This is a genomic window from Rhizobium leguminosarum (assembly GCF_004123835.1).
Lineage (GTDB): Bacteria > Pseudomonadota > Alphaproteobacteria > Rhizobiales > Rhizobiaceae > Rhizobium > Rhizobium leguminosarum_M.
In genome coordinates this window covers 1,061,399-1,080,590 of record NZ_MZMU01000003.1, presented here as the reverse complement: position 1 = coordinate 1,080,590, position 19,192 = coordinate 1,061,399, and the positions used below count along the sequence as shown (strand labels likewise).

Annotated in this window: 19 protein-coding genes and 1 pseudogene; 9 read left to right on the top strand and 11 right to left on the bottom strand. The window is 62.7% G+C overall.

Translation table 11 applies throughout. The features are described from left to right. The first annotated feature begins 155 nt into the window (after positions 1-155). Together B5P46_RS09130 and B5P46_RS09125 are read left to right on the top strand one after the other, a co-directional pair. Positions 156-1,541 carry a TIGR03808 family TAT-translocated repetitive protein gene (locus B5P46_RS09130; protein WP_129418387.1) on the top strand — a complete coding sequence of 462 codons (1,386 nt, stop codon included), beginning with the start codon at positions 156-158 and terminating at the stop codon, positions 1,539-1,541. A gap of 490 nt (positions 1,542-2,031) precedes the next feature. After that, positions 2,032-2,697: a glutathione S-transferase family protein gene (locus B5P46_RS09125; protein ID WP_129418386.1), complete on the top strand. Its 666-nt coding sequence runs from the start codon at positions 2,032-2,034 to the stop codon at positions 2,695-2,697. Between the two features lie 3 nt (positions 2,698-2,700). Here the strand turns inward: B5P46_RS09125 and B5P46_RS09120 are convergent, their stop codons facing one another. Further along, positions 2,701-3,597: a LysR substrate-binding domain-containing protein gene (locus B5P46_RS09120; RefSeq protein WP_129418385.1), complete on the bottom strand. Its 897-nt coding sequence runs from the start codon at positions 3,595-3,597 to the stop codon at positions 2,701-2,703. A 176-nt stretch (positions 3,598-3,773) separates the two neighbouring features. Between B5P46_RS09120 and B5P46_RS09115 the strand changes: the two genes are divergently transcribed. Together B5P46_RS09115 and B5P46_RS09110 are read left to right on the top strand one after the other, a co-directional pair. Next, complete coding sequence (locus tag B5P46_RS09115) at positions 3,774-3,968, top strand: hypothetical protein (protein WP_129418384.1); 195 nt, start codon at positions 3,774-3,776, stop codon at positions 3,966-3,968. Positions 3,969-4,006: 38 nt separating this feature from the next. Further along, complete coding sequence (locus B5P46_RS09110; protein ID WP_129418383.1) at positions 4,007-4,372, top strand: MmcQ/YjbR family DNA-binding protein; 366 nt, start codon at positions 4,007-4,009, stop codon at positions 4,370-4,372. On the opposite strand, the gene B5P46_RS09105 is transcribed toward B5P46_RS09110, so the two are convergent. Together B5P46_RS09105 and B5P46_RS09095 are read right to left on the bottom strand one after the other, a co-directional pair. Next, a complete protein-coding gene (locus tag B5P46_RS09105) occupies positions 4,357-4,977 on the bottom strand; it encodes a glutathione S-transferase family protein (RefSeq protein ID WP_129418382.1) in 621 nt (206 codons plus the stop codon). The two genes, B5P46_RS09110 and B5P46_RS09105, sit on opposite strands and share 16 nt — an antisense overlap. A 364-nt stretch (positions 4,978-5,341) precedes the next feature. After that, entirely contained in the window at positions 5,342-5,698 is a 357-nt protein-coding gene (locus tag B5P46_RS09095; protein ID WP_129418381.1) for a DUF4406 domain-containing protein, read from the bottom strand. 145 nt (positions 5,699-5,843) lie between these two features. Here B5P46_RS09095 and B5P46_RS09090 point away from each other — a divergent pair, with 145 nt between their 5' ends. After that, positions 5,844-6,599 (top strand): DeoR/GlpR family DNA-binding transcription regulator, encoded by a 756-nt coding sequence (locus B5P46_RS09090; protein WP_129418380.1) that lies wholly within the window; start codon positions 5,844-5,846, stop codon positions 6,597-6,599. Here B5P46_RS09090 and B5P46_RS09085 read toward each other — a convergent pair. The 3 genes from B5P46_RS09085 to B5P46_RS09075 form a co-directional block, all read right to left on the bottom strand. Further along, entirely contained in the window at positions 6,574-7,314 is a 741-nt protein-coding gene (locus B5P46_RS09085; RefSeq protein WP_129418379.1) for a hypothetical protein, read from the bottom strand. The genes B5P46_RS09090 and B5P46_RS09085 overlap by 26 nt on opposite strands. A 128-nt stretch (positions 7,315-7,442) precedes the next feature. Further along, positions 7,443-8,450 (bottom strand): asparaginase, encoded by a 1,008-nt coding sequence (locus B5P46_RS09080; protein ID WP_129418378.1) that lies wholly within the window; start codon positions 8,448-8,450, stop codon positions 7,443-7,445. Positions 8,451-8,862: 412 nt separating this feature from the next. After that, complete coding sequence (locus tag B5P46_RS09075; protein ID WP_129418377.1) at positions 8,863-9,174, bottom strand: hypothetical protein; 312 nt, start codon at positions 9,172-9,174, stop codon at positions 8,863-8,865. 215 nt (positions 9,175-9,389) lie between these two features. Between B5P46_RS09075 and B5P46_RS09070 the strand changes: the two are divergent. Further along, positions 9,390-10,599: pseudogene (locus B5P46_RS09070) on the top strand (MFS transporter). 25 nt (positions 10,600-10,624) lie between these two features. Here the strand turns inward: B5P46_RS09070 and B5P46_RS09065 are convergent. Further along, positions 10,625-11,248: a helix-turn-helix transcriptional regulator gene (locus tag B5P46_RS09065; protein ID WP_129418376.1), complete on the bottom strand. Its 624-nt coding sequence runs from the start codon at positions 11,246-11,248 to the stop codon at positions 10,625-10,627. A 100-nt stretch (positions 11,249-11,348) separates the two neighbouring features. On the opposite strand from B5P46_RS09065, the gene B5P46_RS09060 reads away from it, so the two are divergent. Continuing rightward, positions 11,349-12,776: an MFS transporter gene (locus tag B5P46_RS09060; RefSeq protein ID WP_129418375.1), complete on the top strand. Its 1,428-nt coding sequence runs from the start codon at positions 11,349-11,351 to the stop codon at positions 12,774-12,776. On the opposite strand, the gene B5P46_RS09055 is transcribed toward B5P46_RS09060, so the two are convergent. The 4 genes from B5P46_RS09055 to B5P46_RS09040 all read right to left on the bottom strand — a co-directional run bounded on the left by B5P46_RS09055 (position 12,757) and on the right by B5P46_RS09040 (position 16,825). Further along, a complete protein-coding gene (locus B5P46_RS09055; RefSeq protein WP_129418374.1) occupies positions 12,757-13,755 on the bottom strand; it encodes an NAD(P)H-quinone oxidoreductase in 999 nt (332 codons plus the stop codon). The two genes, B5P46_RS09060 and B5P46_RS09055, sit on opposite strands and share 20 nt — an antisense overlap. 92 nt (positions 13,756-13,847) lie before the next feature. Then, positions 13,848-15,725: a GGDEF domain-containing protein gene (locus B5P46_RS09050; protein ID WP_129418373.1), complete on the bottom strand. Its 1,878-nt coding sequence runs from the start codon at positions 15,723-15,725 to the stop codon at positions 13,848-13,850. A gap of 113 nt (positions 15,726-15,838) precedes the next feature. Then, positions 15,839-16,078: a ribbon-helix-helix domain-containing protein gene (locus B5P46_RS09045; protein ID WP_018449468.1), complete on the bottom strand. Its 240-nt coding sequence runs from the start codon at positions 16,076-16,078 to the stop codon at positions 15,839-15,841. Positions 16,079-16,270: 192 nt separating this feature from the next. Continuing rightward, positions 16,271-16,825, bottom strand: a complete 555-nt coding sequence (locus B5P46_RS09040; protein ID WP_129418372.1) for an HdeD family acid-resistance protein — start codon at positions 16,823-16,825, stop codon at positions 16,271-16,273. A gap of 138 nt (positions 16,826-16,963) precedes the next feature. Between B5P46_RS09040 and betI the strand changes: the two genes are divergently transcribed. Beyond that, positions 16,964-17,632 (top strand): transcriptional regulator BetI, encoded by a 669-nt coding sequence (betI, locus tag B5P46_RS09035; protein WP_432431470.1) that lies wholly within the window; start codon positions 16,964-16,966, stop codon positions 17,630-17,632. Between the two features lies 1 nt (position 17,633). Continuing rightward, positions 17,634-19,097, top strand: a complete 1,464-nt coding sequence (gene betB, locus B5P46_RS09030) for a betaine-aldehyde dehydrogenase (RefSeq protein ID WP_129418371.1) — start codon at positions 17,634-17,636, stop codon at positions 19,095-19,097. Positions 19,098-19,192 lie beyond the last annotated feature (95 nt).

Below are 19,192 nucleotides of genomic sequence, written 5' to 3'. Positions count from 1 at the left end.
TCGGCTTGCTTAAATGAAAGGGTGAACAAGACGACAATATAAGCGGCGATATCCTGCCGTCGCGCTCGGCCATAACGGCAATTTCGCCCGCCTTTGCCAAGCTTGTGCCAAAAGAATTCATGCGGGTTTGGCACGTTTCCTGCTACGGGCGCGTTATGACAAGTGATCCCCGAACGCCCTCACGCCGCGACATGCTTTTCTTTCTTGCCGCCTTGGCCGTTGCTGGAGGGGCATCGCGCGCGCTTGCCTCGCCGCTGACGGCGGCCGCTCAGCCCGATCTGCGCGGCGCGATCGACGCGGTGGACTATCGCGCCATTCCCGAAAGCGGCGACCGCAAGACCCGCAACCTGCAGCAGATGATCGAACAAGCGGCGCGCGAGAACGTGCCGGTCTTCCTGCCGCCCGGCACCTACCGGGTCTCCAATCTCACTTTGCCCGACAATACGCGTATCACTGGCGTGCCCGGCGCCTCGCGGATCGTCTATACCGGCGAAGGCCATCTGTTTGCGGCCGAGAACGTGCGGCGCATCGAGCTTTCCAATCTCGTCATCGACGGCGGCAACCGCTGGCTTGGCGACTATGCCGGCGGGCTTTTGCAATTTACCGGCGTTGACGAGGTGCTGATCGACAATTGCGAGATCGGCGGCAGCCGCAAACACGGGCTGCAACTGGAGCGCTGCGGCGGGCGGATCGAGCGCAGCCGTATCTCGGGGGCTACCCAATCCGGGCTTTACGCGGTGGATTCCAGCACCCTCTCGGTCACCGGCAATACGGTCTCGGATTGCGGCAATGGCGGCATCCTGGTGCATCGCTGGAAGAAGGCGGAGGACGGCACTGTCGTCTCCGGCAACCGCATCTCCAACATCCGCGCCAATGACGGCGGCACCGGGCAAAACGGCAACGGCATCAACATCTTCCGCGCCGACGGCGTGATGGTGGTGAATAACCAGATCTCCGATTGCGCCTTTACGGCGATCCGCGCCAATTCGGCTTCGGACATCCAAATCAGCAGCAATCAGTGCCGGCGGTCCGGCGAGACGGCGATCTATGTCGAATTCGCCTTCGAGGGCGCCGTCGTTTCCGCCAACATGATCGACGGGGCGGCGAACGGCATCTCGATCGCCAATTTCGACGAGGGCGGCCGGCTGGCGAGCGTCACCGGCAATGTCGTGCGCAACCTGACGCTGCGCGGCCCATATCAGCACGAGGTCGGCTTCGGCATCGGCATTGCGGCCGAGGCCGATACGCTGATTTCAGGCAATGTGATCGAGGGCGCGCCGCGCTGGGGTTTGCAGATCGGCTGGGGGCCGTATCTGCGCAACGTCGTTGCGACCGGCAATGTGGTGCGCAAGGCGCCTGTGGGATGCGCCGTCTCGGTCGCCGATGGCGCGGGGACTGCCGTCATCACCGACAACATCTTCCAGGAGACCGCCGAAGGGGCGGTGCTCGGCTTCCAATGGGAGAAGAAGGTCTCCGGCGAGATGGCGGGCGGCGGCTCGCCCTATGCGCAGCTCACCGTCGAGCGGAACCGCATTTCCTGAGGAAGGCATTTGCTTCTCCGAGCGACAGGAATGTCGCTATCTCCTTGTCTTTGCGTCATTAAGCCAGTTTATGCCGAGGGCTGGCATTGCTTGGTTTCGCTCGCGGTAGCGTTGCTGACACGGGCGTTTGCGCCGCGAGTGGTTCCTTCGTCCGCCCCTTGCTCCGTCATGCTCGGCCCTGTGCCGAGCATCTGCACCGTATCGATCAATCGCCACGGGCATAGATCCTCGGAAGGCCGAGGATGACGGAGGGTGGGGCGCGTTTCCGCCAAACTCGCACCGGCCTACAAAGGCCCCCCGACTGGGTGCTTGTCAGGCCCTCACCTCTCCTCCGGCCTGTGAAAACCGCCGCGCGGTTTGCACAACTGAGCACTTTTTTACCGGAATTGCTTGGCGCATCAAAAGCTTTCATCATCCCATCAGCGCCAAGGACTTCTCGCAGCCTGATCCGGCATTTACGGTCCTCGGACACATCGAGGGGATATCGTTCATGCTGACAATCTACGGGGTCTATCGATCGCGCGCGTCTCGCGTTTACTGGATGGCGGAGGAACTTGGGCTTGAATTCCGCTCGGTGCCGGTGCTGCAGGCAAGGCGGCTTGCAGATCCGCTGGCGCCGGAGGCGCCGCTCAACACGCGCTCGCCTGAATTCACTGCCGTCAATCCGATGGCACAGATCCCCAGCATTCGGGACGGCGACCTCATCATGCACGAGTCGCTGGCGATCAATCTTTACCTCGCGCGCAAAAACGGCGGACCGCTTTCCGGCCAAACCGTCGAAGAAGACGGATTGCTGACGATGTGGACGGTCTGGGCAGCCGCGGAGGTCGAGCCGCATACGGTGAAGATCGTGCTCACCTATGATAACGGGCTCGAAGACAGCGAAGGCGGCCAACAGACGATCGCGGTTGCCTGCCGGTCGCTGCGCAGGCCGCTGGCGGTGCTCGAAAACCACCTTGCCGGCCGGCAGTGGATCGTCGGCGACCGCTTCACCGTCGCCGATCTCAACCTCGCCGAGGTGCTGCGCTACGCCCAGAGCGAAGAGGCGCTGTTCGATGCGCATCCCAATATCAAAGCCTGGATCGAGCGTTGCCAGTCCCGCCCGGCCTACAAGGCGATGCAGGCAGCGCGGGCCAAGGAACCGATCGAGGTGTGAGGACTACCGGAAGAGAGCCAGCGTGCCGGCCATTTCCTCGCGGATCCAGGCCTTGAAATCCTTCACCTTCTTCGGCTCCCGCGTGCCTTCGGCGGTGACGAAGTAATGACCGAAGCCGGTCGGCGCGCGAATGCCGAAAGGGGCGGCCAGCCGGCCTTCGGCGAGCGCAAAGCCGGAAAGGGTCTGCCAGGCCAGCATGACGCCCTGGCCGGCGATCGCCGCATCGAGGCAGAGCGAGGCATCGTTGAAGACGTGACGGGTTGAAAGCGTCGCACCGGACAGTCCGGCCTCGCGCATCCAGACCTCCCAGGTGAACATGGCATGGCCGTCGATGATGGCCGGCAGGGCGAGGATATCGGCGGGTTCTTTCAACTTCGCCGCCATCTCAGGCGAACAGACGGGAAAGACCTCCTGTTCCAGGAGCAATTCGGCCTTCACGTCAGGCCATTTACCGGTGCCGACGCGGATGCCGATATCGACATCGCAAAGCGCCGGGCTGACGAGATTGGTCGTTGCATCCAGCCGCAGCTTGATGTCGGGATGACGCTCGGCGAAACGATCGAGCCGGCAGACAAGCCAGCGGGCAGCGAAAACCGGCGCCACCGATATGGTCAGGATCGTATCATCCTTGCGGCTGGCGATCGATACCGCCGCCGAAAGACGGGCAAACCCCTCGTCGAGCGCCAGAAGCACCGGCCGAGCGGCTTCGGTGACGATCATTCCCCGGGCGGTGCGCTCGAAGATCACCTGGCCAAGCTGGGCTTCGGCCTTGATCACCTGCTGGCTGACGGCGCCGACCGAGACGCCGAGTTCGTCGGCCGCTGCCTGCAGCGAGCCGAGACGACCGACGGCTTCCAGCGCCCGCAGGCCGTTGAGATGGACCATGTTCAGGTTCTTCATATAGTTTTTCTATACCGCCTCAACGTTATTCTCAATTGAAAATCTGCCTGTTGAGGCCGACATTGCAAGCATAGGCGATCCATTCGAACGCAGGGTGGGTTGACCAACAGGATGGCTCGGAGGCAGAGAGCCGCTGGGCGATCACATCCACGCCACGGAAGAAAGCGAGGCATGCCATGTCGTTGCTGAAGTTTTTCTTGAGACCTACCCTTCAGGCGGGAGGCGCAGAAATTGCACCAACCTGGAGGGACGATCCGCTGCGGCATCCCGAGGTCGAGCGCATGTCGATGCGCGAAATCGCCGATCTGCCGCTCGGGATGCAGACCGGCTTTCAGGCGGAGACCAAGCCGCCGTTGGCGAAATGCGCGTGAAAATATGATAGGTTCGCCCTGGCAGAGAGGGCGGAACAATGGCTGATAACGTCGATGCGATCTTCGAGCGCCTGAAGCGGCTGGCGGCGGAAGCCGGCCTGCCTGATGTCGAGGAGAGCACTTCCTATGGCAATCCGGCACTGAAGGTCGGCGGCAAGAGTTTTGTCGCGGTGAAGAACGCCGAGACGATCGTGATCTCGATTTCGCTCGACGACAAGGATCACCTGCTGGAGATGGCGCCCGACGTCTATTTTCAAACCGATCATTATGTCGGCTGGCCGTATCTGCCGGTGCGCGCCGCCATGATCGGCCACGAGGAATTGCGGCTTCGGCTGATCGGCGCCTGGCTGTTCCGGGCGCCGAAGAAGCTTGCCGCCGGATTTAAGGATCAGGCCCGGTCGTAGGCCAGCGCCCGCTGGACGGCGGGGCGCTGCAGCATGCGGGCGTGGTGATCGCTCGCCTTTTCGAAGCGGGCGGGATCGACGCCGTCCGACGGCAGCCAGTCCGTCATGACGAAGAGATAGGGATCGGCGAGCGAATAGGCCTCACCCATCACCCAAGGGCCTTCGAACATCGTCTGCTCGATCAGCGTGAAACAATCGGCCATATTCTCGGGCACCTTGGCCTTCATCGCCTCGATGGCCGCCGGCTCGTCGGCCCAGCGCGAGCCGCGCGGGCGATGCGCATGGTTCACATGCACGGTCGAGCAGATATAGCTGTTGAAGGACTGGAGCCTGGCAAATTCAAAGGGATCGTCAAGCGGCGCCAGCTGGGCGGCCGGCGCACTCTGGGCGATATAGGCAAGGATCGCCGGCGTTTCCGTCAGCACGCCGTAATCGGTGACCAGTGCCGGCACCCGGCCCTTCGGGTTGATCCTCAGATAGTCCGGCGAGCGCTGATCGCCATCGCGGAGGCTGATCTTCTTTGTTTCGAAGGCCAGGCCGGATTCTTCCAGGGCAATAAGGCTTGCGAGCGCGCAGGTTCCCGGCGCATAATACAATGTCAGCATGGTTCTCGACTCCCTTTCGGCAAGGGTTATAGCGTAGCGGTCGGTGCGCCGGAACTGGGGAGATTGGGTTTTGATCCTCCGTCGGGACGTCGAGTGTGAAGACATAATAGATGTGCCGTGTGGCCCCCTCATCCGACCCTTCGGGCCACCTTCTCCCCGCTGGGGAGAAGAGGGAGCCAGCATCACCCTCATCCGACACCTTGAACTCCCGATGGGAGATAGATTTGCGGCGCCGCCGCAAACCCCTTCTCCCCAGCGGGGAGAAGGTGGCCCGAAGGGTCGGATGAGGGGGTGAGCGGCAAAGCCGCGAATGCGCTGAGCGTAAGCGAAGGGCAAAGGGCAAAGCGCAGGCGCAGCAATCCGATCACCCGCAGCCCGGCACATCCTCCAGCTTGTGCCAGACCGGGATGCCGCGTTCCCGGGCGATGCGGACGTCGTTGTCCGCTCCCTTGGAATCGCCCGGCAGGCGCAGCACGCCCTCGCAGAGTTGCAGCAGCCGGCCGGCGACCGGGTGGAAGATCTCTTCGTAGAGTGTGTCGCCGACCGACCGGCCGCCGGCGGCGTGCCAGATCGGCAGGGCCACCCATTCGCCGATCATCGGCACATGGCCGGCTTCAAACAGCGCGTGCGAAGGCGCTTCCAGCCGCTTCAGGTTGGCGGCCATCTTTTCCGGGTCGTCGCCCGTTCCGGACCGATAGGGCCCGGCAATCAAAATCAACATGATCCACTCCTTCGCTCCGCCTTATGCGTGAGCACTCTCCCCGGCCTTCATGCACGGGATTTCGTGAAAATGCACGATATTTCTTGAACGTCGAGTCATTTCGTGCAATATCGGGCTATTATGTTTAATTTCGTGCAGAGATCCGATGCTGACAACACAACGCAAGACCCTCATTCTCGACATCCTGCGCCGTGACGGCCAGGTGATCGCCAAGCGCGTCGCCGAGGATTTCGCGCTTTCGGAGGACACGATCCGCCGCGACCTCAGGGAAATGGCGGCGGAGGGGCTGCTGAAACGGGTGCATGGCGGGGCGATGCCGCTGGCGCCAGATCTGCCTGATTTCACCGCGCGGCGCAGCGTCTCGTCGCAGATCAAGGCGCGGCTCGGAGTGGCGGCGGCGGCGATGGTCAAGCCCGGACAGATGATCTTCCTCGACGGCGGCACGACGACCGCGGAAATTGCCCGACACTTGCCGCGCGACATGCCGCTGACGGTTGCGACCCACAGCCCGACGATCGCCGCGGAACTCGAACACCATCCGACAGCCGAGGTGATCCTCACCGGCGGACGGCTTTACAAACATTCGATGGTGGCGACGGGGGCAGTGGCCATGGCGGCGATCTCGCAGCTCCGCCCCGATCTCTTCTTCCTCGGGGTGACGGCGGCGCATCCCGTGCACGGGCTTTCCACCGGCGATTTCGAGGAAGCGGCGATCAAGCGGCATATCGCCCGCTGCTCGGCCGAAACGCATGTGCTGCTGACCGAGAAGAAGTTCGACCTCGTCTCGCCCTGCCCGGTGCTCGGCATTTCCGAGGTGGCGGGGCTGATCGTGCCCATGGAGATGACGGCCGAGCGGCTGAAACCCTATCGCGATCTCAACGGCGCAATCGCCGCAGCATGATGGTGCTGCGGGAGGGCTGCGGTGCGGCAGCGTGCGGCAGGAGGCTAGCGGCAAGGGCCGCGATGAAGGCCGCCAGCACGGCATAGGCCGGCGCCATGCTGCCGGTTCCAAGGGTGAGCACCGTCTGCAGATATGGCTGCGCCAGCGCGATGATGACGGAAAGTGCCGGCATATCAAGCAGGATCCCGGCGATCCGCGACAGTTCCGGCATGAGAGCTGCACCGGCAAGCGCGCCGTAGACCGCCGTCAGGCGGAGTGTGAGGCGCAACGGCACCGAGGCTGCAAGCGGCGGCATGTCGCCATCTTCGACGGCAATCACGAGATAGGCGATGAAGGCCGCCAGAAACAGCAAGGCGACGGGCAGCGCCGCCAGGGTGGCGGGCCGCGTCAGAGCCGCCGCATCCGCCGCCAGGAAGAGGAGGATTGGCGTGGAAGCGACGAACCAGATGGCGACGATCGGTCCCCAGAACCAGAGGAGCGAGAGAGTGTGAAGACGGAGCAGCGTCGCCATGAAGAGCACGCCGATCGCAGTCCAGATGCAGGCGGGTTTGAGCATGCCCGATATCAGCCGGAGGACCGGCTCGCAAGCACCGGCCATATCGCCGCAGCCCGACAGCTGGATCGTCAGCCAGGTGATATAATCGAGGCTCAGCGCGGCGAACATGAAGATGCCGATACCCATCAGCATCCACCAAAGATAGCGGCCTGCAAACATGCCCTGCCCTCACGGCTTCCAGGACTGTGCTCACGTCGCCGCGAAAGGGTGCATCCGCGATCGCAGGACGTACCCCTTTATATTAGGCAATTCTTATTTTTCTAATAACTCATATACGAAAGCTCGACTCATCCGGCCAAGGCGGAGGTGACCCTGATATCGCCGACATGGATGCCGTTCCAATTGCGCATCGGCTTTGCGGCATGGGCCATCAGGGCCCCATGCACCTCATCTTCCGTCTCGAAGAAACGGGCGAGTGTCGCCGCCACCATGGCTTCGGCGGCGCGGGTCATGCCATCTTCGCATTTGAGCGCGATGGCGATGCCCTTTTCCGGGATGGCGGCGCAGAAGACGCCCTCGGCGCCTGTCTTGACGAAGATGCGGCCGGGGGCGATCTGCATCAGCGCGGTGCAGGCGCGGCCGGAGCCGGCGACATAGAAGGGCTCGGCCATGCAGGCCTCGATCAGGCGGCGGGATGCCTTGGCACGCAGGGGTTCCAGGCCGGTGCCGGTCGCCATTTTGGCAAAACCGTGGGCAAGGCTGCGCAGCGGTACGGCATAGGTGGGAATAGAGCAGCCGTCGGTACCGCAGCTATCGGCGCCAATCACGGCCCCGGTCAGGCTTTCCATCGCCGCGCGAATCTCGACCTGCAGCGGGTGGAGATAGCCGACATAGCCCTTCGGATCGAGGTCCTGATGGCAGCAGGCACAGATGAAACCGGCATGTTTTCCCGAGCAATTGTTGTGCAGCGCGGTCGGCGCATCGAGCATGCGAGCCTGCTGGATCAGGATCTTCTGGCTCATCGACCAGTGGGCGCCGCATTCCAGCGTTTCGATATCGCGGCCGGCACGCGACAGCATGGAAGCGGCAAGCGCCACATGCTCGTCCTCGCCATTATGCGAGGCGCAGGCCAGCGCCAATTCCTTGTCGCCGAAGCCATAGGCATCGGCCGCACCACTCTCGACCAGCGGCAGCGCCTGCATCGCCTTGCAGGACGAGCGCGGGAAGACCGCGGCTTCGATATCGCCCAACGAGAAGACAAGCTTGCCATCACCATCGACCACAGCCACCGCGCCGCGATGGCGACTTTCGACGAGCAGGCCGCGGGTGACTTCGACGGTGACGGGATTGGTCATGAGCTTTTGTCCGGATGCTTGCGGGATGGCGCAGTCCATAACGCGTCACGCGGCGAAAGCCAACGGGGTTGACGTGGCGTCAGGGCAAGCGATGGCGATCGCCATCAGGATGGCGGAGGTACCCGGCTGATGGAGTGACCGACGCGACGGCGGCGAGTTTGGCGGAAACATCGCCCCCTCCTCCGTCATCCTCGGCCTTGAGCCGAGGATCCATGCCGCTGCTGGTGGAGGCCAGCGTGGATCCTCGGGTCAAGCCCGAGGATGACGGAGGGTGGGGTAAGCTTTGTGGCCAGTACAGCAACGTGCTGCGGAATGCGGGCGTAACTGCCCTCCTGCTGGACGCTCTCCCACGCCCACCCCCTGTTTCGATGCCCTTCTGTGTAGGCATCGCACTCAGTGCGTCTGCGCTTTCCTAATCTCTTTCAACAATGATTTTATGCAGAACACCGTGTCTGTCACGAGCCCGGATTTCGATGGCCTTGCTCTTATTTCCAGCATTCACGACATTGCAGATTTCGGTGATGGCATCCCAAAATTGTGCGCTGGCAGGAGAATCTATCTCAAGGGTATTCATGACTTGTCTCGCCGATTTCCAGGTAATGGGAAAATCACAAGTTTTCGTACCCTGACGAAAGTTGCGCTCATACGGCGTTGGCGGATCGAGGAGCGTGCAACCGGCAACGGCAAAAGAAAGCGCCACAGCGCCAAGAAAGCGGAATTTCATCGACCCCATCCAATTGATCAACCCCGGCGAGCACTAAGGGCAGAAGATTGGCAGAGTCAACCGGCTATGGCGTGCCAAGCGCTAGCTGCGAGAGCTGTCGGACAACGATCACACAGTCCGGCCAATCATCACGTAAATTAACCGAGGCGATCGAAAACTATCGTTTCTCTGATGGGTCCGATGCGACTAAGAGTGGTGCATCAGGAACCGCCCCCATGCCATCCACCTTTTCTTTGATCCTTCGCGACAACAGGATCCGCATTCCGACCGTGACCCTCGTCGCGCTCGCCTTCACCTATGCGTCGACCGCGCCCTACCAGTCGATTATCGGGATCAATGAACTCGGCTTGAGCAACGGCGCCTATTCGGCGCTGGTGTTCTTCTCGGCAGTCGTCAACGTCACCACGAGCCTGACGCTCGGCATCTGGTCGGACAGGCTGAAGGAGCGCCGGCCGCTGGTGCTGGGGCTTTCCGTCGCCGGCATGCTCGGCTTCGGATCGATCGCGATGATCCATAGCCCCTTGGTCTTCATCTTCTCCACGCTGTTGCTGGTGCCGATGAGCAATTCCACCTATTCGCTGCTGTTTGCCAGCCTGCGCGCCAGGACCAACCAGATGGACCGCGCCAGGGGGCGGCGATCACCGCAACGGTGCGGGCGCTCTTTTCCGGCTCATGGGCGCTGGCGCCGGGGTTGATCGGCCTCTATCTCGTCAGTTCGCCGTCGATGACGCCGGCCTATGGGATCGCGGCATTGGCAAGCTGCACCTGCTTCTGCCTGTATTTCTTCTTCGCACCCGGAAATGGCTCAGGCGGCCCTGCCCCCGATCCGGTCGGCTTTTTTGCTTCGCTGAAACGGATTTTCGTGCCGCATGTGCTGTCCCGCGTTATCGTCATGGCGATGCTGTTCGGGCTGCAGCGGCTGAACGCCATGCTCCTGCCGCTGATCATCACCCATGCGGCCGGCGGCACCGTGGTCGATGTCGGCTTCATGGCCGGCTTGACGGCCTTGCTCGAGATGCCGTTCATGATGATGTGGGGTTTTGCGCAGCGCCGCTTCCGAACCGTACATGTGCTCGCCTTCGGCGCGCTGATCTATTGCGTCTATCTACTGCTGCTCGGCTTTGCTTCCGCACCCTGGCACGTCTATGCACTCCTCCTCTTCAATGCCTGCGGGGCGGCAGCGATCCTCAGCGTGCCGATCACCTATCTGCAGGATCTGATCGCGGACCGGCCGGGGCTCGGAACCTCGCTGATCTCGCTGACACGTTCATTGGGGTTGGCGTCAGCGCCGGCCTCTTCGCCTTCGGCACCGCGATCACCGATTATTCCGGCACCGCCTTCGTCGGCGCGGCCGCGGGTCTCGCATCGATCGGAGTGCTGCTCTATCTCGAAAGCAGCAGGCGGCGGGCGCGGCAACCGGCGTGAAGTGCGGCGCTCCGATCGACAGGCCTCAACGCGGCGTGATGCGATAGGCGCAGCGGCGGGCGCCGGCGAGGATGTGTTCGCTGCGCTCGACCTTAGTACCGAGGACGGCGCGGAAGGTTTCGAGTTCGGAGCGGCAGAAGCCGGCGCAGGCGGTGGCGGCCGCACAGATCGGGCAGTGGTTTTCGACCAGCATGAATGAACCGTCCGCTTGCCTCCAGCTGTCGGCCATATAACCCTCGCGGGTGCGGATGCCGGCAAGGGCCTCGACGCGCGCGGCAAGGTCATGTGCCTGGCTGAGTTCCTCCCGATAACGCTTCAGCGTCTCGGCCTCGCGGGCGGAAATGACGGTATCGAGCGCTGCGGGGCCGAGCTGTTCGACGAGCGTGCCGAGGAGGTTTGCCGTCAGCTCGGCATGGCCGTCGGGAAACTGGCGGTTGCCGCTCGTTGTGAGGTGCCAGAGCTGGCGCGGCCGGCCACGGCCTGCGCCAGCAACGGTGACCGGTTCTACCAGCCCCTCCTCCGCCATCTTCGACAGTTGCTGGCGGGCGGCCTCGCCCGATATGCCGAGCGCATCGCCGATCGCAGCGGCAAGCTGCGGGCCGTCGGTCTTTATCAGGATCAGGATCCGGTTGGCGGGGGACTGGCGCATATTTTCCAAGTCAAGTCTTGTTTTAATCGAGGCGGCATGCAATTTTCCAATTTATAACTTGGAAATAATCCTTCGCCAGTAAAAATCTTGGGGTCCTCCCATGTCGAATATCGACCAGACTGCAGCCGTCTCGAATTCCGGCTCGGTCTTCCGCCTCTTCCTGCCCGAGCACCTGCCGGCAACATTGATGCTGGCCGGCGGCGTGACGCTTTATGCGGTGGAGAGTTACATCATGGCGACGATCGCGCCTTCGATCGTGCGCGATATCGGCGGCCTCGCGCTGTTTTCCTGGGTCACTAGCCTGTTCGTCGCCGCCGCCGTGCTCGGCTCGATCTTCGTCGCCATGCGGCCGCGCGGCATTGGGCTTCGATCCGTCTATGTGATCGCGGCACTGGTCTTCGGCGTCGGCAGCCTGATTGCCGCAGCCGCACCGTCGATGCCGGTAGTGCTGATCGGACGCGCGGTGCAGGGTCTCGGAACAGGCGCACTTGCCGCGCTCGGCTATGCCTTCATCCGCTTCGTCTATCCCGAGCCGCTATGGCCGAAGGCATCGACCCTCTATGCGGCAATCTGGGGGGTGGCGACCGTCATCGGGCCGACGCTCGGCGGCTTCTTTTCTTCGGGCCACGCCTGGCGTTATGCTTTCATCGTGCTCGTGCCGCTCGGCTTGCTGATGGCGGTCCTGGCGCCGCGGCTGTTGCCTGACGTCGAGGATGACCGCGAGCAGGCAAAGACGCCGATTGCCCAGATCGGGCTGCTGCTTGCCGCCGTGCTGATGGTCAGCACGGCCGGCGCGATCGAGGCGACAGCGATGAAAGTCGCACTGATCGCCGCTTCGGTCGTCGCGGTCGCCGGCATGATCGTCATCGAGGGCCGAAGCCCGGACCGCCTGCTGCCCTCCGGCGCCGTCAGCCTTTCCCAGCCGATTTCACGGGTCTACCTGGCGATGCTTGCCATGACTGTCGTTCTCGTCAGCGACGTCTTCATTCCCTATTTCCTGCAGACCCTGCATGGGGTGCCCGCGATCGTCTCGGGTTATCTCGTGGCGCTCGTAGCCCTCGGCTGGACCTTGGCGGCCTTCCTCAGCGGCTCTTGGGCTGGCGGCCGAGCCTATTGGGCGATCGTCATTGGCGCCCTCATCGAGGCGGCGGCGACCGCTTGCCTCGCCGTCTTCCTTGCCACGGACAATCCCGAGGGGCATATGCTCCTCATCGTGCCGGCGGCGATCGGCATGTTCATGATGGGCTTCGGCATCGGTCTCGGCTGGGCGCATCTCGTCGCCATGGTTTTGAGGCTCGTCGCCGACAACGAGAAGGACAAGGCTTCCGCCGCGATCCCGACAATGAGTTCGCTCGGTGGGGCGTTCGGGGCCGCCTTTGCCGGCGTCATCGCCAATGGCGCCGGCCTCGTCGATCCCGGCGGCATATCAGGCGCGCTGTCGGCAGCGCACTGGCTCTATCTGCTGATGGCGCTGCCCGGTGTTCTCGCTATCGGCGTGTCGCTAACGCTCACCCGACGCGCAGCATGACCTTGCCGACATGGCTGCCGTCTTCCAGCAGCCGGTGGGCTTCGACGACCTCTTCGAAGGCAAAGACCTTGTGGATGACGGGGGCGACGGTGCCGGCTTCCAGCAGAGGCCAAACCTCCGAGAGCAAGTCGTCGCGGATGGCGCGTTTTTCTTCCGCAGTGCGCGGCCGCATGGTGGAGCCGGTGACCGTCAGGCGCTTGACCATGATCGGCGAGAGATTGACCTTTTCGGCGAGCGCGCCGCCGAGGAAGGCGATGATCGACAGGCAGCCGTCCCTGGCCAGCGAGGCGATGTTGCGCTCGAAATAGGAGGCGCCGATCATGTCGAGGATGATATCGACGCCGTCGCCGGTCTCGGCCTTGATGACCTCGGCGAAATCCTCGGCCCTGTAGTTGATCGCGCGTTTGGCGCCGAGCCTCTCGCAGGCCTCGCATTTTTCCTTCGAGCCGGCCGTCGCGTAGACCTCGGCGCCGAAGGCGCGGGCGAGCTGGATCGCCGTCGTGCCGATGCCGCTGGAACCGCCATGGATCAGCACCGTCTCGCCTTCCGTCAGCCCGGCCATCTGGAAGAGATTGGCCCAGACGGTGAAGAAGGTTTCAGGCAAAGCTGCCCCCTTCACCGCATCATAACCTTTGGGAAAGGGCAGGATCTGGCCTGCCGGCAGCAGGCAATATTCGGCATAGGCGCCGCCATTGGCAAGGCCGCAGACCTTGTCGCCGACGGCATGGCCGCTGACGCCGGGGCCGACGGCGACAATTTCGCCTGCAAACTCCAGGCCGAGGATCGGGCTCGCACCCTTGGGCGGGGGATAGCTGCCCTGGCGCTGGGCAATATCGGGCCGGTTGACGCCGATCGCTTCGGCGCGCACCAGAACCTCTCCGTCGCCGGGCACAGGAAGCGAACGCCTGCCGATCGTCATCACCTCCGGCCCGCCGAAGGACGGCAGATCGACGAAACGCATGTCCTGAGGCAATGGCATGACCCGGTTCCTCCCTCATCCGATGCAAACGGAAGATGCACAGGAAATAAATCAGCCCCGCGGGCTTGGGAAGGCTTGATGTGGCAGAGGCGTCAATTCGCCTCGCCCAGCAGGTGGAAGACCAGGCCTTCCTCGCTGTCCTTGGCGGCCGACTTGATGATGGCGATTTCGGCGCTGACGCGGTTGATATCGTCGATAACGAGGCCTTCCGGCAGTTCGATGACGCCGATCGAGCAGCGCATCAGCGGGAACAAAGCTTCCGCACCGGTGCGGTCGTGACCGAGGATGCGGCCGGCGGCGCGGTCCTCGTCGGAATAGAAATCCCGCACATCGTCATGGAAATCGCTCATCAGCCGGTCGAGGATCTCTGTCAGCTCTTCCTTGGTCCAGCCGACGACGCCGATGAAGAAATCGTCGCCGCCGACATGGCCGAGGAAATGGCGCTCGGCGAAGAAATAGCGGCGCATCAGCGCGGCAAACAGCGAGATCGCATGGTCGCCGAGATGGAAGCCATAGGCATCGTTGAAAGGCTTGAAATTGTCGAAGTCGCAATAGCAGAAGTGGCGGAGCTCATCGCCGTCGCGGCCGGACTGACGCATGAAATCGCGGATGGCGCGATTGCCCGGCAGGCCGGTCAGCGGGTTCTGGTCCTGCGCGGTCTTCAGCTGTTTCTCGTTGATGACCTTGATCAGCGAGGCGGCGGAGACGACACCGGCATAGCGCATATTGTCGGTCAGGATCAGGCAGTTGCTGCCTTCCATATTGGCGAAGATCGCCATCAGCTGCTCGGCGTCGCTGTCGAGGCCGACGATCGGCGCCATCTCGACGAAATGCGAAATGCTGCGCTCGTACATCTTGTTCTTTAAGAGATCGCGGCCGAAGGGCTGATAGATATATTCCTTGAGGTGATGTTCGTGGATGATGCCGCGCGGCTCGTCATTGGCATTGAGGACGGGAAAGAAGGCCTGACGCGGATTGCGGCGGAAGAGTTCGAAGACGCTGTCGATGCTGTCGTTCTCGTAGACCGTCGGCAGCATCTCGATCTGCTTGCGGATGAGGATTTCGTCGAGCGACTGGCTGCCCCGCTTGCTCTTGCCGAGCTCCTGCAGATGCGGAAAGGACGGCGCCAGCTCCGATATATGCGTCGTCGGGCGGGAGATGAACCAGCCCTGGACGAGGTCGACGCCATATTCGCGGCAAGCGATGAATTCGGCCTCGGTCTCGATGCCTTCGGCGATGACGCGCGTGCCGAGCACATGGGCAATGTTGACGATGCTCTTCAACAGATGGCGCTTGCGCGGGCTGCGGTCGATCTCGGCGACGAAATGGCGGTCGATCTTGAGATAATCGACGGCATAATCGCAGAGCAGCTTCATCTCGCCGTGACCGACGCCGAAATCGTCGATCGCCAGCTTGAAACCGGCCTTGCGCAGCCTGGAAACGAGGCCGGAAAATTCCGGCACGCTGGTATTGTCGAAACGCTCGGAGAATTCGAAGCAGACGGAAGACGGCGGAATATTCGCCTTCCGCAAATGCTGCAGCAGGCTCTCGACCAGGTGTTCGCCATGCGGGATGAGCCGGACGTCGAGATTGAGGAACAGCGTCGAAGTGGAGAAATTCGACAGCGTCGCGAATTTGGCGAGCGCGCGGCTGGCGACCATCTGTTCGAGCTGTAGCAGCTGGCCAGCCTGGTGAGCCTCGTCGAGGATTTCGACCGGCGTCTCGTAGCCGATGCGCTCCTGGCCGCGCATCAGGGATTCGTAGCCGAAGACCGTGCCGGTGCCGGCCTCGACGATCGGCTGGAAGGCATTCTCGACCACGAGCTTGGCAAGGGTTACGATCTGATCGCTGGCGTAGCGGCGCAGGACATCCGGCGCGACGGTGGCAGCCAAGGACACCCCAGTCTTCACGTGACCGGTCTTCATTGTGGCTGATCTCCACTGTGACTTGTTCTCTTTCGCCAGGAACATGCCGCAGAAGGGTCAATGAACTCTTTCGCCAATGTGAAAGTTTTATGAAACGCGCAAGGGCCTCGCACGCGCTCCGCGTTTATTAAATTTTTCCAATGCAATCAAATGCTTGTTCAGGCGGAGCGACGGCGCTCCGCCTCGTGATCGGCGAACATGTCGGCGACGCATCTGCCGCCGGATGGGGCGCCGTCGTCAAGAATATCGTCCCGGAACTCATTGAGCTTGCGGGTGGTATCCCACAGGCGGAGCGCCTCGCGGACGACCTCACTGCTCGAGGCATAACCGCCATTATCGACGGCGGCGCGGATGCCCGCTGCCTGTTGCGGAGAGATGGAAACGGTGACCATCGGCATGAACTTCCTCCCTTTTCTGATCAGGCAGAACCCTGCCTCTGGGGGACGCATGACCATTTTCAGCATTCTCGGCGATCTCGCCGGTGCCTTGGTGCATTCGCACTCAGACCGTTCGCTTGCGCGGGACCGGCCTGTAACCCCTTAAGTCTAATCCCCTGTCATGTTCTTGTCAAAAAAGAACGGTCAGCAGCATTAGTTTTGACTGCGGATGCCGAGGCCGAAGGCAATCATTGTCGAGCCCTGGACGATGAGATCGGCGGCCAGGAACAGGCCGAGGATCCACAGGCTGTTCACCGGCCAACCGAGCGCGATGACGAAACCCGCAAGAGCGGTGATGACGCCGCTTGCGACGATCCAGCGCCAGCCCTTGACCGGCTTCATGCGCATGCCGACCCAGGTGCGGAAGACGCCGGCGACGACGAGCGCCAGCGACAGAAACAGTGTCAGCGCCGCCGAGGTCAGGATCGGGTTGATGAAGGCGCAGATGCCGGCAAGCACATAGAGCAGGCCGCTCAATATCCAGAACAGCACGTGATCCCAGCCGCGCACCTGGAAGGCATGGACGAGATAGATCACGCCGCCGAACAGCATCAGCATGCCGACATAATAGACCGAGACGACGGTGGCGAGCATCAGATTGCCGAGCGCGATCAGACCGCAGACGAGCAGCAGCACGCCGAGGCCGGCAAACCAGATCCATTTCGACTGCAGCGAAGATGTCGGCGTTCCCTCAAAGACATCGGCCATGACGCACCTCCTGACAGATTCGAATATGTTGCAGCAATTCGGCAGGGAAAGATCTGCGTCCGAGCAAATCGGCAAAGATTTTTATTGATTGATCAGTCAATCAAAAATAACCTGCCGCTGATTTCAAGGAGTGGTTTGTTGCCGAAGGTCGGAATGGAGCCGGTGCGCCGCAAGGCGCTTGTCGATGCGGCGCTGCGGGTGATCGGCGATCACGGCTCGCTTGCCGTCACCATGTCCGACATCGCCCGGCAGGCCGGCGTGTCGCCAGCCCTGGCGCATCATTATTTCGGCAGCAAGGAACAATTGCTGATCGAGACGATCCGCTCGCTTCTCCGACAACTGCGCAGCGATACGGTGGCGGCACTCAATGCCGCCAGGACGCCGCGCGCCCGGCTTTCGGCCGTCATCCGCGTCAGCTTCCACGCCGACCAGTTCGCACCGGAGACGATTGCTGCCTGGCTTGCCTTTTACGCCGAAGCGCAGCGCTCGGAAGAGACCCGCCGCTTCCTGGTGATCTATGCCAGGCGGCTGCGCTCCAATCTGTTGGCCGACCTCAAGGCGCTGCTACCCACTGAGGCCGCAGAACGCATCGCCGAGGGCGCTGCGGCGATGATTGACGGGCTCTATATCAGGCAAAGTCTGAAATCGGCGCCGATCGGCATCGAAGCCTCGATCGCGCTGACCGAGGATTATCTGACGACGCAATTGGGCAAGGCCGAGATTTCAGCCCCCTCATCCGGCCCTGCGGGCCACCTTCTCCCCGAGGGGGAAGGGACGACCATATCGAACCACTCAAGGGACAAATGACATGAAAGCCCAGCCGAAAGCCTCGCACTTCATCGACGGCGAATATGTCGAGGATACCGACGGCACCGTCATCGAGAGCCTCTATCCGGCGACCGGCGAGGTAATCGCCCGGCTGCATGCCGCAACGCCTGCGATCGTCGAAAAGGCGATTGCGGCGGCCAAACGCGCCCAGCCGGAATGGGCGGCGATGAGCCCGATGGCGCGCGGGCGCATCCTGAGACGGGCAGCCGACATCATGCGCGAGAGAAACCGGGCGCTTTCCGAACTTGAAACGCTCGATACCGGCAAGCCGATCCAGGAGACTGTTGTCGCCGACCCGACCTCGGGTGCGGATGCCTTCGAGTTCTTCGGCGGCATTGCGCCGGCCGGGCTCAACGGCTCGCAGATCCCGCTCGGCCAGGATTTTGCCTATACCAAGCGGGTGCCGCTCGGCGTCTGCGTCGGCATCGGCGCCTGGAACTATCCGCAGCAGATCGCCTGCTGGAAAGCTGCGCCGGCGCTTGTCTGCGGCAATGCCATGGTGTTCAAACCGTCCGAGAATACGCCGCTCGGCGCGCTGAAGATCGCCGAGATCCTGCATGAGGCGGGACTGCCGAAGGGGCTCTTCAATGTGATCCAGGGCGACCGCGACACCGGGCCGCTGCTCGTCAACCATCCCGATGTCGCCAAGGTGTCGCTGACCGGCTCGGTGCCGACCGGGCGCAGGGTGGCGGCGGCTGCGGCCGGCAACCTCAAGCACGTGACGATGGAACTCGGCGGCAAGTCGCCGCTCATCGTCTTCGACGATGCCGATCTCGATTCGGCGGTCGGCGGTGCGATGCTCGGCAATTTCTATTCGACCGGCCAGGTCTGCTCGAACGGCACGCGCGTCTTCGTGCAGAAGACGATCAAGGACGAGTTCCTGAAGCGGCTGAAGGTCCGCACCGAGGCGATGCTAATCGGCGATCCGATGGACGAGGCAACGCAGGTGGGGCCGATGGTCTCCTGGGCGCAGCGCGAGAAGGTGATCTCCTACATCGAGAAGGGCAAGGCCGAGGGCGCAACACTGATTGCCGGCGGCGGCATTCCGAACAACGTCTCCGGCGAAGGCTATTACGTGCAGCCGACGGTGTTTGCCGATGTCACCGACGACATGACCATCGCCCGCGAGGAGATCTTTGGCCCTGTGATGTGCGTGCTCGATTTCGACGCCGAGGACGAGGTGATCGCGCGGGCCAATGCCAGCGAGTTCGGCCTTTCCGGCGGTGTCTTCACCGCCGACCTCACCCGCGCCCACCGCGTCGTCGACCGGCTGGAGGCGGGCACGCTGTGGATCAACACCTATAATCTCTGCCCAGTGGAAATCCCCTTCGGCGGCTCGAAACAATCCGGCTTCGGCCGCGAGAATTCGCTGGCCGCGCTGGAGCATTATTCCGAACTGAAGACGGTCTACGTGGGCATGGGGCCGGTGGTGGCGCCTTATTGAGGGCAGCGCAAGCGGCCCCCTCATCCGCCCTCCGGGCACCTTCTCCCCAAGGGTAGAAGGGGAGTCGAGAGGCCGCTGCGAGTCTCTTCTCCCCT

Excerpts from the sequence above, each read along its gene's own strand:
- B5P46_RS09130 (WP_129418387.1), top strand. The coding sequence starts at position 156 with ATGACAAGTGATCCCCGAACGCCCTCACGCCGCGACATGCTTTTCTTT.
- B5P46_RS09110 (WP_129418383.1), top strand. The coding sequence starts at position 4,007 with ATGGCTGATAACGTCGATGCGATCTTCGAGCGCCTGAAGCGGCTGGCG.
- B5P46_RS09120 (WP_129418385.1), bottom strand. The coding sequence starts at position 3,597 with ATGAAGAACCTGAACATGGTCCATCTCAACGGCCTGCGGGCGCTGGAA.
- B5P46_RS09085 (WP_129418379.1), bottom strand. The coding sequence starts at position 7,314 with ATGTTTGCAGGCCGCTATCTTTGGTGGATGCTGATGGGTATCGGCATC.
- B5P46_RS09040 (WP_129418372.1), bottom strand. The coding sequence starts at position 16,825 with ATGGCCGATGTCTTTGAGGGAACGCCGACATCTTCGCTGCAGTCGAAA.
- B5P46_RS09080 (WP_129418378.1), bottom strand. The coding sequence starts at position 8,450 with ATGACCAATCCCGTCACCGTCGAAGTCACCCGCGGCCTGCTCGTCGAA.
- B5P46_RS09065 (WP_129418376.1), bottom strand. The coding sequence starts at position 11,248 with ATGCGCCAGTCCCCCGCCAACCGGATCCTGATCCTGATAAAGACCGAC.
- B5P46_RS09105 (WP_129418382.1), bottom strand. The coding sequence starts at position 4,977 with ATGCTGACATTGTATTATGCGCCGGGAACCTGCGCGCTCGCAAGCCTT.
- B5P46_RS09095 (WP_129418381.1), bottom strand. The coding sequence starts at position 5,698 with ATGTTGATTTTGATTGCCGGGCCCTATCGGTCCGGAACGGGCGACGAC.
- B5P46_RS09050 (WP_129418373.1), bottom strand. The coding sequence starts at position 15,725 with ATGTTCCTGGCGAAAGAGAACAAGTCACAGTGGAGATCAGCCACAATG.
- B5P46_RS09045 (WP_018449468.1), bottom strand. The coding sequence starts at position 16,078 with ATGCCGATGGTCACCGTTTCCATCTCTCCGCAACAGGCAGCGGGCATC.
- B5P46_RS09115 (WP_129418384.1), top strand. The coding sequence starts at position 3,774 with ATGTCGTTGCTGAAGTTTTTCTTGAGACCTACCCTTCAGGCGGGAGGC.
- B5P46_RS09055 (WP_129418374.1), bottom strand. The coding sequence starts at position 13,755 with ATGCCATTGCCTCAGGACATGCGTTTCGTCGATCTGCCGTCCTTCGGC.
- B5P46_RS09060 (WP_129418375.1), top strand. The coding sequence starts at position 11,349 with ATGTCGAATATCGACCAGACTGCAGCCGTCTCGAATTCCGGCTCGGTC.
- B5P46_RS09125 (WP_129418386.1), top strand. The coding sequence starts at position 2,032 with ATGCTGACAATCTACGGGGTCTATCGATCGCGCGCGTCTCGCGTTTAC.
- B5P46_RS09075 (WP_129418377.1), bottom strand. The coding sequence starts at position 9,174 with ATGAAATTCCGCTTTCTTGGCGCTGTGGCGCTTTCTTTTGCCGTTGCC.
- betB (WP_129418371.1), top strand. The coding sequence starts at position 17,634 with ATGAAAGCCCAGCCGAAAGCCTCGCACTTCATCGACGGCGAATATGTC.
- B5P46_RS09090 (WP_129418380.1), top strand. The coding sequence starts at position 5,844 with ATGCTGACAACACAACGCAAGACCCTCATTCTCGACATCCTGCGCCGT.